The organism is Gallibacterium genomosp. 3 (assembly GCF_001678475.1).
In the GTDB taxonomy this organism is placed as follows: domain Bacteria; phylum Pseudomonadota; class Gammaproteobacteria; order Enterobacterales; family Pasteurellaceae; genus Gallibacterium; species Gallibacterium faecale.
This window is the reverse complement of record NZ_JTJR01000011.1, coordinates 111783-127189: the sequence shown is the minus strand read 5'-3', so window position 1 is coordinate 127189 and position 15407 is coordinate 111783. Positions and strand designations below refer to the sequence as shown.

General features: G+C 39.6%; 14 protein-coding genes. 9 read left to right on the top strand and 5 right to left on the bottom strand.

Annotation, left to right across the window (positions count from 1 at the left end):
- Positions 1 to 54 precede the first annotated feature (54 nt).
- Both QV06_RS03395 and QV06_RS03390 read left to right on the top strand, forming a co-directional pair.
- Positions 55 to 840 carry a M48 family metallopeptidase gene (locus tag QV06_RS03395; protein ID WP_082985027.1) on the top strand — a complete coding sequence of 262 codons (786 nt, stop codon included), beginning with the start codon at positions 55 to 57 and terminating at the stop codon, positions 838 to 840.
- A 27-nt stretch (positions 841 to 867) separates the two neighbouring features.
- Entirely contained in the window at positions 868 to 1776 is a 909-nt protein-coding gene (locus QV06_RS03390; protein ID WP_065236948.1) for a DMT family transporter, read from the top strand.
- A gap of 70 nt (positions 1777 to 1846) precedes the next feature.
- Here the strand turns inward: QV06_RS03390 and QV06_RS03385 are convergent, their stop codons facing one another.
- From QV06_RS03385 to cysT, 3 genes are read right to left on the bottom strand one after another with little or no spacing between them, the layout of a single operon-like run.
- Positions 1847 to 2914: a sulfate/molybdate ABC transporter ATP-binding protein gene (locus QV06_RS03385; RefSeq protein ID WP_065236947.1), complete on the bottom strand. Its 1068-nt coding sequence runs from the start codon at positions 2912 to 2914 to the stop codon at positions 1847 to 1849.
- Positions 2915 to 2923: 9 nt separating this feature from the next.
- Positions 2924 to 3757: a sulfate ABC transporter permease subunit CysW gene (cysW, locus tag QV06_RS03380; protein ID WP_065234766.1), complete on the bottom strand. Its 834-nt coding sequence runs from the start codon at positions 3755 to 3757 to the stop codon at positions 2924 to 2926.
- Positions 3758 to 3765: 8 nt separating this feature from the next.
- On the bottom strand, positions 3766 to 4599 hold the full coding sequence (gene cysT, locus QV06_RS03375) for a sulfate ABC transporter permease subunit CysT (RefSeq protein ID WP_065236946.1): 834 nt from the start codon (positions 4597 to 4599) through the stop codon (positions 3766 to 3768).
- Positions 4600 to 4847: 248 nt separating this feature from the next.
- Between cysT and QV06_RS03370 the strand changes: the two genes are divergently transcribed.
- On the top strand, positions 4848 to 5729 hold the full coding sequence (locus QV06_RS03370) for a DMT family transporter (RefSeq protein WP_209435873.1): 882 nt from the start codon (positions 4848 to 4850) through the stop codon (positions 5727 to 5729).
- A 64-nt stretch (positions 5730 to 5793) separates the two neighbouring features.
- On the opposite strand, the gene QV06_RS03365 is transcribed toward QV06_RS03370, so the two are convergent.
- Positions 5794 to 7353, bottom strand: coding sequence for a multicopper oxidase family protein (locus QV06_RS03365; RefSeq protein WP_065236944.1), 1560 nt, complete (start codon positions 7351 to 7353; stop codon positions 5794 to 5796).
- 9 nt (positions 7354 to 7362) lie between these two features.
- Positions 7363 to 7824 (bottom strand): DUF411 domain-containing protein, encoded by a 462-nt coding sequence (locus tag QV06_RS03360; RefSeq protein WP_065236943.1) that lies wholly within the window; start codon positions 7822 to 7824, stop codon positions 7363 to 7365.
- Positions 7825 to 8027: 203 nt separating this feature from the next.
- Here QV06_RS03360 and QV06_RS03355 point away from each other — a divergent pair, with 203 nt between their 5' ends.
- The 6 genes from QV06_RS03355 (at position 8028) to cysJ (ending at position 15398) form a co-directional block, all read left to right on the top strand.
- A complete protein-coding gene (locus QV06_RS03355; RefSeq protein ID WP_065236942.1) occupies positions 8028 to 9023 on the top strand; it encodes a sulfate ABC transporter substrate-binding protein in 996 nt (331 codons plus the stop codon).
- Positions 9024 to 9145: 122 nt separating this feature from the next.
- Positions 9146 to 10564 (top strand): siroheme synthase CysG, encoded by a 1419-nt coding sequence (gene cysG, locus QV06_RS03350; protein WP_065236941.1) that lies wholly within the window; start codon positions 9146 to 9148, stop codon positions 10562 to 10564.
- Positions 10565 to 10587: 23 nt separating this feature from the next.
- Entirely contained in the window at positions 10588 to 11325 is a 738-nt protein-coding gene (locus tag QV06_RS03345) for a phosphoadenylyl-sulfate reductase (RefSeq protein ID WP_065236940.1), read from the top strand.
- 8 nt (positions 11326 to 11333) lie between these two features.
- Positions 11334 to 12260: a sulfate adenylyltransferase subunit CysD gene (cysD, locus tag QV06_RS03340; protein WP_065236939.1), complete on the top strand. Its 927-nt coding sequence runs from the start codon at positions 11334 to 11336 to the stop codon at positions 12258 to 12260.
- A 27-nt stretch (positions 12261 to 12287) separates the two neighbouring features.
- Positions 12288 to 13577 (top strand): sulfate adenylyltransferase subunit 1, encoded by a 1290-nt coding sequence (locus QV06_RS03335; protein ID WP_065236938.1) that lies wholly within the window; start codon positions 12288 to 12290, stop codon positions 13575 to 13577.
- Between the two features lie 12 nt (positions 13578 to 13589).
- On the top strand, positions 13590 to 15398 hold the full coding sequence (gene cysJ, locus QV06_RS03330; RefSeq protein ID WP_065236937.1) for an NADPH-dependent assimilatory sulfite reductase flavoprotein subunit: 1809 nt from the start codon (positions 13590 to 13592) through the stop codon (positions 15396 to 15398).
- Positions 15399 to 15407 lie beyond the last annotated feature (9 nt).

Sequence of the window (15407 nt, the reverse complement as noted above, 5' to 3'; positions counted from 1 at the left end):
TGATAGCCACTATGGCAACTATTTCTTATTCATCACAAAATAGGAGAATCTACTATGCTCACTCTTTCGCCAACATTAAAACGTACTTTAACTGCGTTATGTATGACGATTTTATTAGCCAGCTGTGCAGATACCCGTTCAATTAATCAATCTTCTGCTAACCAATATCATCAAGCCATTACTGCGGAAAGAGGTAAAGGAACAGTTGATACAACCTCAACAACCGCAAAACGTGTCCACCGTATTTTTAGCAAAATGGTACCTTATGCTCGCCAATACAATAAAACCGGCGTACCATTTGATTGGGAAATTACTGTAATTAAGTCTAACGAACTTAATGCTTGGGCAATGCCGGGCGGAAAAATGGTGTTTTATACCGGTTTAGTCAATAAATTGAATCTAACTGATGATGAAATTGCCGTAGTCATGGGGCACGAAATGGCTCACGCTTTACTTGAACACGGTAAAAGCCAAGCAAACCGTCAAACAGCCGTGTCTATTGCTGCTGTAATCGCTATGGGGGCTTTAGCCTCTCAAGGTATTAGTGCTGGCGCTTCGCAAGATTTAGTTGGTAGTGTAGCTGACCTTGGAATTATGAAACCTTTCTCGCGAAGTGCTGAAAATGAAGCTGATGAAGTGGGTTTAATGTTAAGTGCACAATCTGGTTTTAATCCACAAGCCGCACCAAATTTATGGGATAAAATGCAAAAAATGAGTAATAGTGGTTCTATTCCAACCATTTTTTCTACTCACCCAAGCGATAAATCTCGTAAAGAAAACTTAGAACGGCTTATGCCAAAAGCAATGGAACTCTATACAGCTTCAACGAAAGCAAGATAATAATTAAATATCAAATAGGAAGAAAATATGCAAAAACAACGCCTCGCCATACCCGGCATTATTTTCGGTTGTGTGGTGTTTGGTTTGGGCAGCTTAATTGTTGCCCATGTACCGGTCGGGGCTTATGCTATCGCTTTTTGGCGATTAGCCATTGCCGCAGTCATCTTTTTCATTTTGGCAATTAGTTTTAAACAGCGTATGCCAACCTCTCGTAAAGCTATCGCTTTTGCCCTGCTTGCTGGTGTATTTTTAGCGTTCGATCTGGCGTTATGGCATGAAAGTGTTTACGCCGTTGGTCCCGGTATTTCCACCTTACTAAACAGCCTGCAAATTTTCTTTCTGACAGCAATTAGTTTTCTCTATTTCAAAGAAAAACAATCATTCATGCAGTTGGTCAGCCTCTGTTTAGCCATTATTGGGGTTTATTTGATTACTGGTAGTGAATTTTCTTATAACAACAATGCTTTATGGGGGTTCATTAGCGGTATTCTGTCTAGTTTATTCCTTGCCTTATCAATGGTGTTTATTCGTAAAACACACGAGGTCGAACAGACATCAACTTATCCTATGATGCTGTTAATTAGTATCGGTGGAATGATTGCATTAATACCACCATCATTACTATTAAATGCAGATAATCTCTATCCAACTACTGTTTCAGATTGGTTTTGGGTGTTTGTATATGGTGCAGTCATGCAATGTTTTGCTTGGGGGATGATTGCCTATTGCGTGCCATTACTTTCTCTTGCACTAACAGGATTGTTACTTTTATCAGAGCCTATTGCAGCATTAATTATCGACTACTCTATTTTAGATAAACCAATTAATTTAATTCAATGGGGCGGCGCAGCCATTACTATGTTTGCAATTTATCTCGGTTCTGTGTCTTCACAACCAAGAAAAGGCAAAATTCGGCGAATTAAGAGAAAGCATTAACGTTGATTACTGAGATTTCGCCCCAATCAAAAGGGGCGAATTTCTCTGTGGATAATCCAATTTTCCAGACTCAAATATTCATATTTTGGAATAAACTTAAGTTATCAGGGATTAAAAACACGGTTTCACCCACTTTAAATTGTTCCGTTTGCAGTTTTTCTTTGGTTAATAACACTTCTATCGGCTGTTCACTTTGCGCACTCATAATCTCAATTCGCGCTAAAAATCCAATAGAATAAATATGTACTATTTCCCCTTTCGCTAAAGCATTTTCTGCAGAACGAGAAAGCGTTAATTCATATGGGCGTACATACGCAACCGTATCACCATTCGTGGTTGCTGTTTGTTGTTTCGTTAAGCGATGTGCGAACTCACCGACAATAAAATTCTCTTGGTCTAATACCCCACGAAATACATTACTATCTCCCACAAATGAATTCACAAATTGGCTTTGTGGCGCATGATAAACTTGTTCTGGTTGATCAACTTGTTCAATTTTCCCTTGATTCATCACCACAATACGATCAGCCACCTCTAATGCTTCTTCTTGATCGTGCGTAACAAAAATACTGGTGATATTTAGTTCTTTCTGTAATTGAGCTAACCAACGACGTAAGGTTTTACGTACTTGTGCATCTAACGCAGAGAAAGGTTCATCAAGTAATAATACTTCTGGTTTTACCGCTAAAGCACGAGCTAACGCAACACGTTGGCGTTGTCCACCCGATAATCGATCTGGATAGCTCTGTGCAAATTTTTCTAATTGCACTAAGCGTAATAATTCCATCACTCGTTGTTCAATTTCGGTAGCAGATAAACGCTGTTTACGTGGTTGGATACGCAATCCAAAAGCGACATTTTCAAAAATAGTTAAATGACGAAACAACGCATAATGCTGAAAAACAAACCCAACTTTACGCTCTTTCGCGCTTAAATGGCTAACTTCTCGTCCTGAAAATAAGATATTGCCACTATCTGCAAAATCTAATCCTGCAATAATCCGCAATAAGGTCGTTTTACCACACCCACTTGGTCCTAATAACGCCGTAAATTCACCTTGCGGAAATTCTAAATTAATCTGAGATAATGCTGTAAATTGTCCAAACGTTTTATTTAAATTTTCAATCCGAATTGTCATAACAACCTCTTAATTCTGACTTAATGCAACTGCTTTACGTTTTTGCCAATAGACAATTCCGTGTTGTGCTAATAGTGTAAAAAGTGCCATTGCTGCTAATAACGAGGCACAAGCAAATGCCGCTGTAAATTGATATTCGTTATAAAGAATTTCGATATGCAAAGGGATAGTATTCGTCAAATTGCGGATATTGCCAGACACAACACTGACAGCGCCAAACTCGCCCAACGCACGTGCATTCGCTAAGATTACGCCATATAACAATGCCCATTTAATTTTAGGTAAAGTAATTTTGAAAAAGATTGTCCAGCCTGATGCGCCCAGCGTTAAACCAGCTTGCTCTTCTTGGTTGCCTAAGGTTTTTAATGTTGGTAATAAAGATTTCACTACTAACGGAAAGGTAACAAATAAGGTGGTCAAAATAATACTTGGCAAGGCAAAAATTACCTCAATGCCATGATCAATTAACCAACCTCCAAATAATCCATTGACACCAAATAGCAACACAAACATTAACCCCGCAACAACTGGAGAAATAGCTAACGGTAAATCAATTAATGCGCCTAGTAAGGCTTTACCTTTAAAATCAAAGTTAGCTAATAACCATGCCATCATTAAGCCAAAAAATAGATTAAGCGGTAATACAATCGCAATCACCATTACGCTTAATAAGATTGCATTTCGTGCTTCTACTTCTTGTAAGGACTCAACAAAAATATGCCAGCCCGCCTGCAAACCATAGTAAAAAATACTGAATAAAGGCACGAGTAATACCACACCTAAAAACAGGAAACTCAAAGTTAAACAGAGATAACGTTGCCAGTGAAAAGCTGAATTTTGCATACAAACTCCTATTTACTGACAAAATGACGATTTAAATAGTTTTGCCCAGTATTGAATAACAACAGCACGGCAAACGAAAATACCAACATCACAAAGGCAACAGCTGCTGCACCTTGTACATCATAAATATCTAACTTAGACATAATCATTAAAGGCGCGATTTCAGACACCATTGGGATATTGCCAGCAATAAAAATCACCGAACCATATTCGCCTAACGAACGTGCAAATCCCATACCAGCACCGCTTACCATTGCTGGATAAAGCGTTGGTAATAATACTTTATGAAAAGTTTGCCAACGGCTTGCACCTAGAATATGTGCTGCTTCTTCTAGAGCTTTTTCTTGACTGGCTAATACGGGTTGAATTGCTCTCACCACGAAAGGAAAGCTGACAAAAACTAATGCCACGCCAATACCTAATGGCGTAAAGGCAATTTGCCAACCAAATTGAGCAAAGAACTGACCGATTAATCCATTGGGTGCATATAACGTTGCTAATACAATACCCGCTACGGCGGTTGGTAATGCAAAAGGTAAATCAATTAACGCATTAAGTAGCGCTTTTCCGGGAAAAGCGTAACGGACGAGAACCCAAGCAACTAATGTGCCAAAAAATAGATTAACCAAAGTAGCAAAGAAAGCCATTTTGAAAGAGAGATAAATAGAAGCCAACACACGTTGATTTAAAATCACTTGCCAAAATGTATGCCACTCTAATTGTAAGACGGTGACGCATAGCATCACCAATGGCAGTACAATCATACTGCCAATCCACAATAAACTGACGGTGAAACTCGTTTTAAATCCTGCTAATACTGCGGGCGTATTGAGAATATTCATAAAACACTAAAATCCACTCTTGTTAAAAGATAAAACGGAATGGTTAGTCAATATGAACGAGGGCAAACTGATTAGCAAAGAATAAAAAATTAATTAATATGCAATTTAGAAATAAGCCAAAGATGATCGAGGTTACAAATCCACTTTATCCTATTTTCTACCTCGTTGTTTTGCTTCTACTTGGTGAACACCTACTAAAGGTATAGACTACTTAACTCAGTAAACCACAAAGATTATCGTAGATTAAAATGTTTTGGATATTCTTCACTCTATTAGCCGCCTTTATGCAAGCTTGGCGTAATGCCTTTCAGAAACAATTAAGTACGACTGTTGATGTATATGGCGTCACTCTTGCGCGTTTTATTTGTGCAGTACCACTAGCCATCACTTATTTAGCTATTTTATATTCCACACAACCACCCGCACAAAGTGTACATTTCTCTTATCAATATCTGATTGATATTGTTATTGCTGGGCTTAGTCAAATTATTGCCACCGCTTTAATGGTAGCGTTATTTAAACAAAAAAATTATGCCATTGGTGTAGGACTTGCCAAAAGTGAAGCTATTTTAGCCGCATTGATTGGTGTGGCATTTTTACAAGATTACTTATCGGTGTGGGGCTGGGTCGGTGTCTTTATTGGTGCGATTGCTGTTTTCTTATTAAGTAAAGGGGGTAAAAATATCCAGTTATCCTATACCACCTTATTGATTGGTGTCGGTAGTGGTTTATGTTTTGCGATTACTTCTTTATTAGTTCGTCAAGCCAGTTTACAGCTCGATATGTTACCATTTTTGCATCGTGCTGCTTGGGTGTTATGCAGCATTATTAGTTTCCAATGTATCTTAATGTTACTGGTGTTAGCTATCTTTAAACCACAAACTTTGCAGGCGATGTGGCAACGTAAACGCCTTACATCAACCGTAAGTTTATGCAGTTTTTTAGCTTCATTGGGCTGGTTTAGTGCGATGAGTATGCAGTCAGTAGCTATTGTTAAAACATTAGGGCAGATTGAAATCTTTTTCAGTATCTTGATCTCTTTATTTTGGTTTAGTGAAAAATTAAATAAAGCGGATCATATAGGTTTAATTCTAGTGGTGATTTCTGCTGTTATGGTAATTTGGGCTTAAATTTAACTGTACTCTCCTACTCAACAGAAGAGTACAGTAATTTATGTATTAACTTGTAACCAAGTTACTCTACTTTTAATTGTCCCATCATTCCTAAATTCTCGTGTTCAAGAATATGACAATGGAACATTTTTAAGCCAGTATGGCGTTGTTTAAAACGAATGACAACTTTTTCATAAGGACGCAAATTAACCACATCTTTTAATGCTCGATAAGGAGCTGGTTTGGTTTTACCGTTTAATGTAGTTTGGATCACTTCAAATTGTGTGCCATGTAAATGGAAAGGGTGATCCATATGGCTTTCATTAAAAATTTCCCATTGTTCCACTTGATCAACCTTACCAACAAAATCCACTCGATCCATAGCAAACGATTTACCATTAATCAGGAATACCCCTTCCATCATTGCGGGTACTGGGTTATCTGTATCCACACTATGTTCTGTTGAATGTGCCATCATCATCTTATGATGATTTTCTGGAGACATAGCTTCGTGATTCATCATCTGTTCACTAAACCTTACCTGACGAACTACTTTAGCTGGTTCTTGTTCTGGTAAAATACGTAATTTCTCAGGCAATGTAACTGGTTCTGCCTTCACTTCAATTTGTGCCAAGGTTAAATTCGTTGCAGGTTCTTGTACCATCATCTTATGCCGTTCATAGTACAAACTCTGTAATACTGCCTCACCCTGTGTATCACCAATCATCATCACTTCTACCCGTTCTGCCGGGGCTAAAAACAGTTCATCTTGTGGGGCTAAAGCTTTCTCTAATAACCCACCTTCTGTTCCAAGCACCACCCATTGCACACCTGGCACTTTCAAGCGTAAGTAACGTGCACTGGTTGCGTTCCAAATACGGATTCGTTGTTGTTGTACTTTAATTTTCGGTTGATACTGACCGTTAATCAGAACTATTTCACCCTCACGACCATTCATCCAATCCGTCATACTGTTAGCAGGGATCTTGCCATCTTCCGTTAAACGCAGATCAGAAATCACCCAATGTTGTTCATCAAGTTGAGATAACGGATCTTGTTTGGCTTTTACGACCAATGTCCCAGCCAATCCTTTATACACCTGTTCTGACACATAACCATGTGGGTGTGGGTGATACCAATAAGTACCCGCACTGCCTTCAGGAATAGTGAAACGATAGATTCTGCGACTATTTGGTACAACAGGATCTTGTGGATTCCCATCCGCCCCACTATGTACATCTAAACCATGCCAATGGATTGTGGTAGGTTGTGGTAAATGATTAACGAACTCTATTTCTACCTCATCACCTTCAAATACCTCAATTTGAGGGCCGGGTAGTTGGCCGTTATATGCCCAAAACTCTGTTGGTTGATCGCCCGCTAATTTTATCGTTGTTGGTTCAGCAACTAATTTTGCTTTAAAGACACCAGCTTGCTTCGATAAATTCTTTAATTTCGGTAATGTTGTAATTAATGGTTGCTGACTTGGTAGCTTATCTAATGGCATCAAAGGTACTTGAGCTTGCATTCCCATCATCGCATGATGATGTTCCATCTGTCCCATCGTATTCGCAAGTGAATAAAGAGAGGAGCTAATTAAACTTAAACCAATCCCATAACGTAAAAAATCTCGACGTTTCATTCCTCTCTCCTATTCCTGATTATGCGAGCTAAATACTTCACTTTCGCCATTCTTTTTCAACAATAAGACATCGTATGCATCTTTACGTCCTTGATAGGCTGGGCCATCCATTCCTGGTGATCCAACTGGCATTCCCGGTGCAGAAAGCCCAATAGCGTCAGGTTTTTCAGCTAATAATCGTTTTACATCTTCTGCTGGCACGTGTCCTTCAATCACATAACCATCAACGACTGCGGTATGGCAAGAAACATAATCATCTTTAATCCCAAATAATTGATGTTGTTTAGCATTGCCAGTTTCATGAACTTTGACTTCAAAGCCATTATTTTTCATATAGCTAATCCATTCATTACAACAGCCACACGTCGGGCTTTTCCAAACTTCCATCGTAGTAGCTTGGGCTTGTGCTAACACTGCAAAAGCAGAGGCGCCAACTAAGATTAACTTGCTAAGTAAACGGGTGTTTTTCATGGTTACCTTCCTAGTAAGAATAAAAACAGAATGGCTTGGATGGTAAAGCTTTCCCTAAGGGAAAGGTCAAGAGATCAACGGTGGATTTAGTTTAAATTGCTATAAATTATAATTTTTTACTATTTTTCTCATTTTCCCTTTTTCCGTATAACTTCACTTCAGTAAAAACAGAATGGTAATAACAACCATCAATGGAGTGAAATATGCAAATTAGATCAATTATTTATAGTCTATTATTCAGTAGTATCACCTTATCATCAGCCTTTGCAAATCAAACCTTAATGTTAGCTGGGTACGATGTTATTCGTGATTACTATAAACGCTATCTTCCTGTTTTTTCTGAACAATATGCCAAACAATATCAGGTTACGCCGAATATCGCCCTATCGTTTGCTAGTGCGAGTAAACAAGCGATTGCCGTACAAAACGGATTACCTACGGATGTGGTTACGCTAAATCAACAAAATGATATTACCGGTTTAGTGAAAAAAGGCTTAGTGGCAGCCGACTGGCAACAACAATATCCCAATCAGGCAATCCCTTTTCATACTGTGATGGTATTCTTAGTACGTGAGGGAAATCCTAAAAATATTCATGATTGGCAAGATTTAATCCGCCCAGATGTGAAAGTGGTGTTTGCAAACCCAAAAACATCTGGAAATGGTCGTTATGCCTACTTATCTGCGCTCGGTTATGCGCAAAAACAGCTCAAAGATCCGCACCAAGTCAACCAATTTATCCAGAAATTCTTAAAAAATGTGCCTGTCTTTGATACTGGTGCAAGAGCTGCCAGTATTACCTTTAGCCAGCGCGCGATTGGCGACGTGCTGATTACCGCAGAGAATGAAGCCTCACTGTTAGCACAAGCTACAATCGGAAAAGAGAAGTTTACTTTAGTGTATCCAAGTATCAGTGCCAATGTTCCCGTTTTAGTGGCAGAAGTAAATCAAAATAGCCAACGCCACCATACTCAACAATTAGCACAACGTTTTATTCAATCTTTATGGCAAGAACCAGCACAACATATCGCAGCTCAGAGTGGTTTTCGTCCAAATGTGTCGGCTGTTTTTGCTCAATATCAGGCGAATTTTCCAACAATCAATACTTTTGATGTCAATCAGCAATTTGGTAGCTGGCAACAGATCAATCAACGCTATTTTGCAGATGGCGGGCAGTTTGATCAGCTCTATCTACATTAATACTCAACGCCGAATCAGCGGTTTATATCATAAAAAGTTATAACAGATAATTTTTTACTATTTTTAGCCATATTAATTTTGCCGTATAAAAAAATAAAAACGCATTGAGAGAGGGAGTGACAATGCAATATCTACCCATTTTTATTGATTTAAAAGACAAAGAAGTTTTAGTCGTAGGTGGTGGGCATATTGCCAAACGCAAAATTGACCTATTACGCCAAGCGCACGCAAAAATTCAAGTAGTAGCTGAACAACTTAGTTCACCATTACACACGCTATGGCAAACGGGTCAAATTAACTGGTTAAGCAAACAATTCTCTGCCGAACAATTAGCCACAGTGAGCTTAGTTGTTGTCGCAACTAATGATACAGCATTAAATCAACAAGTTTACCAATTAGCGCAACAACAAAATTGTTTAGTCAATACCGTAGATGATCAAGCACACTGTTCGTTTATTTTTCCGTCTATTATTGATCGCAGCCCAGTCCAAATTGCTATTTCTAGTGCGGGTACCGCACCCGTGCTAACACGTCTATTACGTGAAAAGTTAGAAGCATTATTACCGCAACATCTCTCCACTATGGCAGAAATTGCAGGACGTTGGCGCGGTAAAGTCAAAGCCACCATCAGTCAATTAAAACAACGCCGTTATTTTTGGGAAACCCTGTTTAATCATAGCCAATTCCAACGCCTAACTCAGAATCAACAGGTAGAACAAGCGGAACAATTTATTGCGGAGCAACTTCAACAACGCCCTGCACAATTAGGCGAGGTGACTTTAGTCGGTGCAGGTCCTGGTGATGCTGGATTATTAACATTAAAAGGGCTACAAGCGATTCAACAAGCAGATGTTGTGCTATATGACGCACTTATTTCATCACAGATTTTAGATTTAGTCCGTCGTGATGCAGATCGTGTTTTAGTTGGTAAACGTGCAGGCAAGCCAAGCATTAGTCAAACACAAATCAATAACTTATTAATTAGTTACGCGAAACAAGGAAAACGTGTTGTTCGTTTAAAAGGCGGAGATCCTTTTGTCTTTGGGCGTGGTGGTGAAGAACTACAAGCACTTAACCAAGCCAACATACCTTTCAGTGTTGTTCCCGGTATCACTGCTGCCGTTGGTGCAACCGCTTATGCAGGTATTCCATTGACCCATCGTGATTATGCACAAAGTGTTACTTTTATCACTGGTCATCGCCAAGCAGATGGTAATCCTCTAGCGTGGCGTAGTCTTGCTCAACCCCACACCACCTTAGTGGTTTATATGGGCACAATCAAAGCCAGCGAAATTCAAACTAACTTATTGGCTTATGGTCGTCGTGCAGATACGCCTGTTGCGGTGATTAGTCAAGGAACACTAGCTCAACAGCAAACACAAATTGGCACATTAGACACACTCACACAATTAGCTGAACAAGCTGAAAAACCAGCCCTATTGGTCATCGGTGAGGTAGTGGCATTACAACAACAACTGCAATGGTTTGGACAAACTGCTACTTACACTACCCCAATAACATTACAACAAAAAGTCGCTTAATCGTTTTAACCAAGGACAAGGAAATGAGTTTACAACGCCCAGCACTGTGGCAAATTCCGCAGCTTACTCAAGCACAACAACCCGAGTTACAACAAAAAATCGCGGTATTACAGCAACGCTTACAACAAATTGCCGACCAACATCAACAGGTTAAATTTGCTCACAGCTTAGCCGTAGAAGATATGATAATTATGGATGTCTTAAGCAAGCTCAATACAAATGTCACCATTTTTACCCTAGATACAGGTCGATTAAATCAGGAAACGCTGGATTTTCTACATTCATTACAACAAACCTATCCAGATTTACCCGTAGTTCGTTATCAACCTGATCAACAACAAGTCGCTGAATATATTCAGCAATATGGTGAGAATGGTTTCTATGACAGTGTTGCTTCTCGGAAACAGTGCTGTTATATCCGCAAAGTCATACCGTTAAATCAAGCTTTACACGATGCGGACGCTTGGCTCACTGGCCAACGTCAATCTCAATCTGTTACTCGCCAATCACTTGAGTTCGCTGAGTGGGATCATACTCGGCAAATTGCTAAATACAATCCTATTTTTGATTGGTCTGAACAAGATGTCTGGGCATATGTTTTACAGTTTAACTTACCTTTTAATACTCTTTATCAACAAGGATACCCAAGCATTGGTTGTGAACCTTGCACTCGTCCAGTGAAACAAGGCGAAGAAATTCGCGCTGGTCGTTGGTGGTGGGAAAACCAATCGAGCAAAGAGTGTGGTTTACATCAAGCGTAGGAGTGAATATGCAACAACAAAATTTATTACAAAACAATCATTTAGATTGGTTAGAAGCTGAATCTATTTATATTATTCGTGAAGTGGTCGCAGAGTGCCGTAATCCAGCCTTGTTGTTCTCGGGCGGTAAGGATTCTGTGGTGTTATTAGCATTAGCTCGGAAAGCCTTCCAATTAGAAGGACGAAATTCACCATTACCATTTCCTCTCGTGCATATTGATACGGGGCATAACTACCCGGAAGTCATTGATTTTCGTGATCAACAAGTGGAAAAGTTAAATGCCCGTTTAGTAGTGGGTTCTGTTGAAGAGTCAATTGCCAAAGGTACCGTGGTGTTACGTAAAGAAACAGATTCCCGCAATGCAGCACAAGCCGTTACCTTATTAGAAACCATTGAAAAATATGGATTTGATGCCTTAATGGGTGGAGCAAGACGTGACGAAGAAAAAGCTCGCGCCAAAGAACGCATTTTCTCATTCCGCGATGAATTCGGTCAGTGGGATCCAAAAGCACAACGCCCTGAACTTTGGTCACTTTACAATGCAAAAATGCATCAAGGAGAGAATATGCGAGTATTCCCAATTTCAAACTGGACAGAGTTGGATATTTGGCAATATATCTCCCGGGAAAACCTTGAATTACCAAGTATTTATTATGCTCATCAACGTGAAGTCGTTCGCCGTAAAGGTTTATTAGTCCCTGTTACCTATCTAACCCCAAAAGCAGCTAATGAAGAGAGCGAAGTGTTATCAGTACGTTTCCGTACAGTAGGTGATATTAGCTGTACCTGCCCAGTAGCAAGTACTGCTACTACTCCACAAGCCATCATTGCCGAAACTGCTGTCGTTGATATTTCAGAACGCAGCGCTACTCGCTTAGATGATCAGGTAAGCGAAGCTGCAATGGAACAACGTAAAAAACAAGGTTACTTCTAATTAAGAACAATAAAAAAGGAATGTGAGATGAATATTAATCAAAATGCCCCTTTACGCTTTATTACTGCTGGTAGTGTTGATGATGGGAAAAGTACCTTAATCGGTCGTTTATTATATGACAGCAAAGCATTATTAAGTGATCAATTACAACATCTAAATCGTGCGAAAAATAGTGCGACTGGCATTGATTTTTCAATTTTAACTGATGGCTTAGCCGCAGAACGTGAACAAGGTATTACTATTGATGTCGCCTATCGTTATTTCTCTACGGCAAAACGTAAATTTATTATTGCCGATACACCGGGACATGAACAATATACCCGTAATATGGTGACTGGTGCGTCAACCGCAGACGCGGCAGTGGTCTTAGTTGATGCAAGCCAATTAGATTTTAGCCAACAACCCTTACAGTTGTTACCACAAACCAAACGCCATTCTGCAATTTTACAGCAACTCGCTTGCCCACAAATTATTGTTGCAGTAAACAAAATGGACTTACTCAATTTTGACCAAGCAAAATTTGAGGCTATTTGTGCTGCATATCGTGATCTAGCTGCTCAACTGGGCTTAACGTCAGTACAATTTGTGCCAATTTCGGCATTAAACGGCGATAATATTGTTTACTTAAGCGAGAATATGCCATGGTATCAAGGCGAGCCACTACTCAGCTTATTAGAGTCATTACCGAATCAGAAACATATTTCGTTAGATAAAGCACAATTCCATTTTCCAGTACAACTGGTATTACGCTTAGATAGCGACAAACAAGACGATTTCCGCGGTTATCAAGGCAGAATTGAAGCTGGTAGTATTGCTGTTGGCGATCAAATTCGCATTGAGCCAGCTGGTTACACCTCAACTATCCGTGAAATTTATGCTGTATCCGGTAAAGTGCAGCAAGCGAATGCTGGCGAACAAGTAACGCTTTGCTTAACAGACGATATTGATATTTCCCGTGGCGATACCTTTGTTGCTGTCGATAATCCAATTCAATCACAACAGCAACTTACTGCAACCCTCTGTTGGTTTGATCAACGTCCATTAAATACGGCTCGTAAGTATCTATTAAAACATACAACTCAAAATGTATTTGCTCGGATTAAACATATCGATCATTTACTTGATGTAAAAACCTTAAGCAAACAACAAGCGGCAGAAACATTCCAATTAAACGATCTTGGGCAGGTACAAATTAGTTTACAAAAACCAATTTGTGCCACCACCTACCAACAAAATATTGGTACTGGTGCATTTATTTTGATTGATGAAGCAACTTATCACACTGTTGCTGCTGGTATGATTTTATCTGCAGCATAAGGAGAAAATAGGATGCAAAATCAAACAAAATTACCTATCTCCGCCGAACTTGCAGAGAAATTAGGACAATTAGATCAATTACAACTTGCTTGGCTCTCTGGTTATTGCTGGGGACAAGTTAGTCAACAAACAGTAGCTACTGATGTTGTTCCTACGTTAGGAACAACACCTGATACTGTTACAGCTACTCCTGCCGCTCGCACTATTACAATTATCTCCGCTTCACAGACTGGTAATGCACGTAAAGTCGCTGAACAACTGAAAACAAAATTGAGTGTGGCTCATGCCGTAAACTTAATCAGTGCGGGTGAATATAAGGCGAAAAAAATCAACCAAGAACAGATTTTACTGTTAGTTACCTCAACTCAAGGTGATGGCGAACCGCCAGAAGAAGCCTTAAACTTACACCGTTTCTTATTCGGCAAAAAAGCACCTTCATTAGCGGGTGTTGAATTTGCTGTTCTTGGTCTAGGCGATAGCTCTTACCCAAATTTCTGCCAAGCTGGTAAAGATTTTGATCAACGCCTTGCTGAATTAGGTGCTAACCGTTTACAACCATTAACGGAATGTGATTTAGACTACCAAGCCACTGCTGATGCTTGGATTGAAAAAATTGCACATTACTTAGATCAACATAATAGCGGTGCAGCTAACACCACCACACCACAAACCGCCACTGTCACCGCAGCTCAAGAAAATACGGCTAATCAATATACCCGTGAACATCCGTTTCCAGCGACTTTAAGTGTTCGCCAAAAAATTACTGGTCGCCACTCTAATAAGGATGTAGAACATATTGAAATTGATTTATCAGGTTCAGGTTTAACCTATCAAGTGGGTGATGCATTAGGTGTTTGGTTTAGTAATGACTCAGATTTAGTCAGCGAAGTGTTACAAGCAGTTGGTTTATCTGGTGATGAATCTGTTACTCACAATCAACAAACATTAAGTTTACGTGAGGCATTAACCACTCAATTTGAATTAACACAAAATAATGCAAAATTCGTACAAAACTATGCTGAAATCAATTCACAACCGGCATTAACCGCCTTAGTTGCTGATCGTCAACAGCTACAACAATATGTGCAACAAACACCATTAATCGGTGTCTTGCAAGAGTATCCAACAACGCTAACTGCAACCCAATTACTTGGTTTATTACGTCCGCTTACTCCGCGTCTTTACTCTATTGCTTCTGCACAAAGTGAAGTTGGAGAAGAAGTCCATTTAACAGTTGGTGTAGTTCGCTATCAATTTAATGATAAAACCTATACCGGTGGTGCATCAGGTTTCCTCAGTGAACGATTAGCTGAAGATCAACAAGTAAATGTCTTTGTTGAAACCAATCCACATTTCCGCCTCCCAACCAATTCCCAAGCCGATGTCATTATGATTGGTGCGGGTACTGGAGTTGCGCCGTTCCGTGCCTTTATGCAGCAACGTGCAGTTGATGAAGCTGAAGGTCGAAACTGGTTATTCTTTGGCAATCAAACCTTTACCGAAGACTTCCTTTATCAACAAGAGTGGCAAGAGTTTGCTAAACAAGGCTTATTACATCGCTATCACTTTGCTTGGTCACGAGATCAACAACAAAAAGTTTATGTGCAAGACAAAATTCGTGAACAAGCCCAAGAGTTATGGCAATGGTTACAGGCTGGTGCTTACATCTACGTTTGTGGGGACGCCAATAAAATGGCAAAAGATGTAGAAAAAGCCTTACTCGATGTGATTAGCCAACAAGGCAATTTAGACCAAGAACAAGCCGAAGATTATCTTGCTGAATTAAGAGAACAAAAACGTTATCAGCGTGATGTGTATTAAACAGGAGTG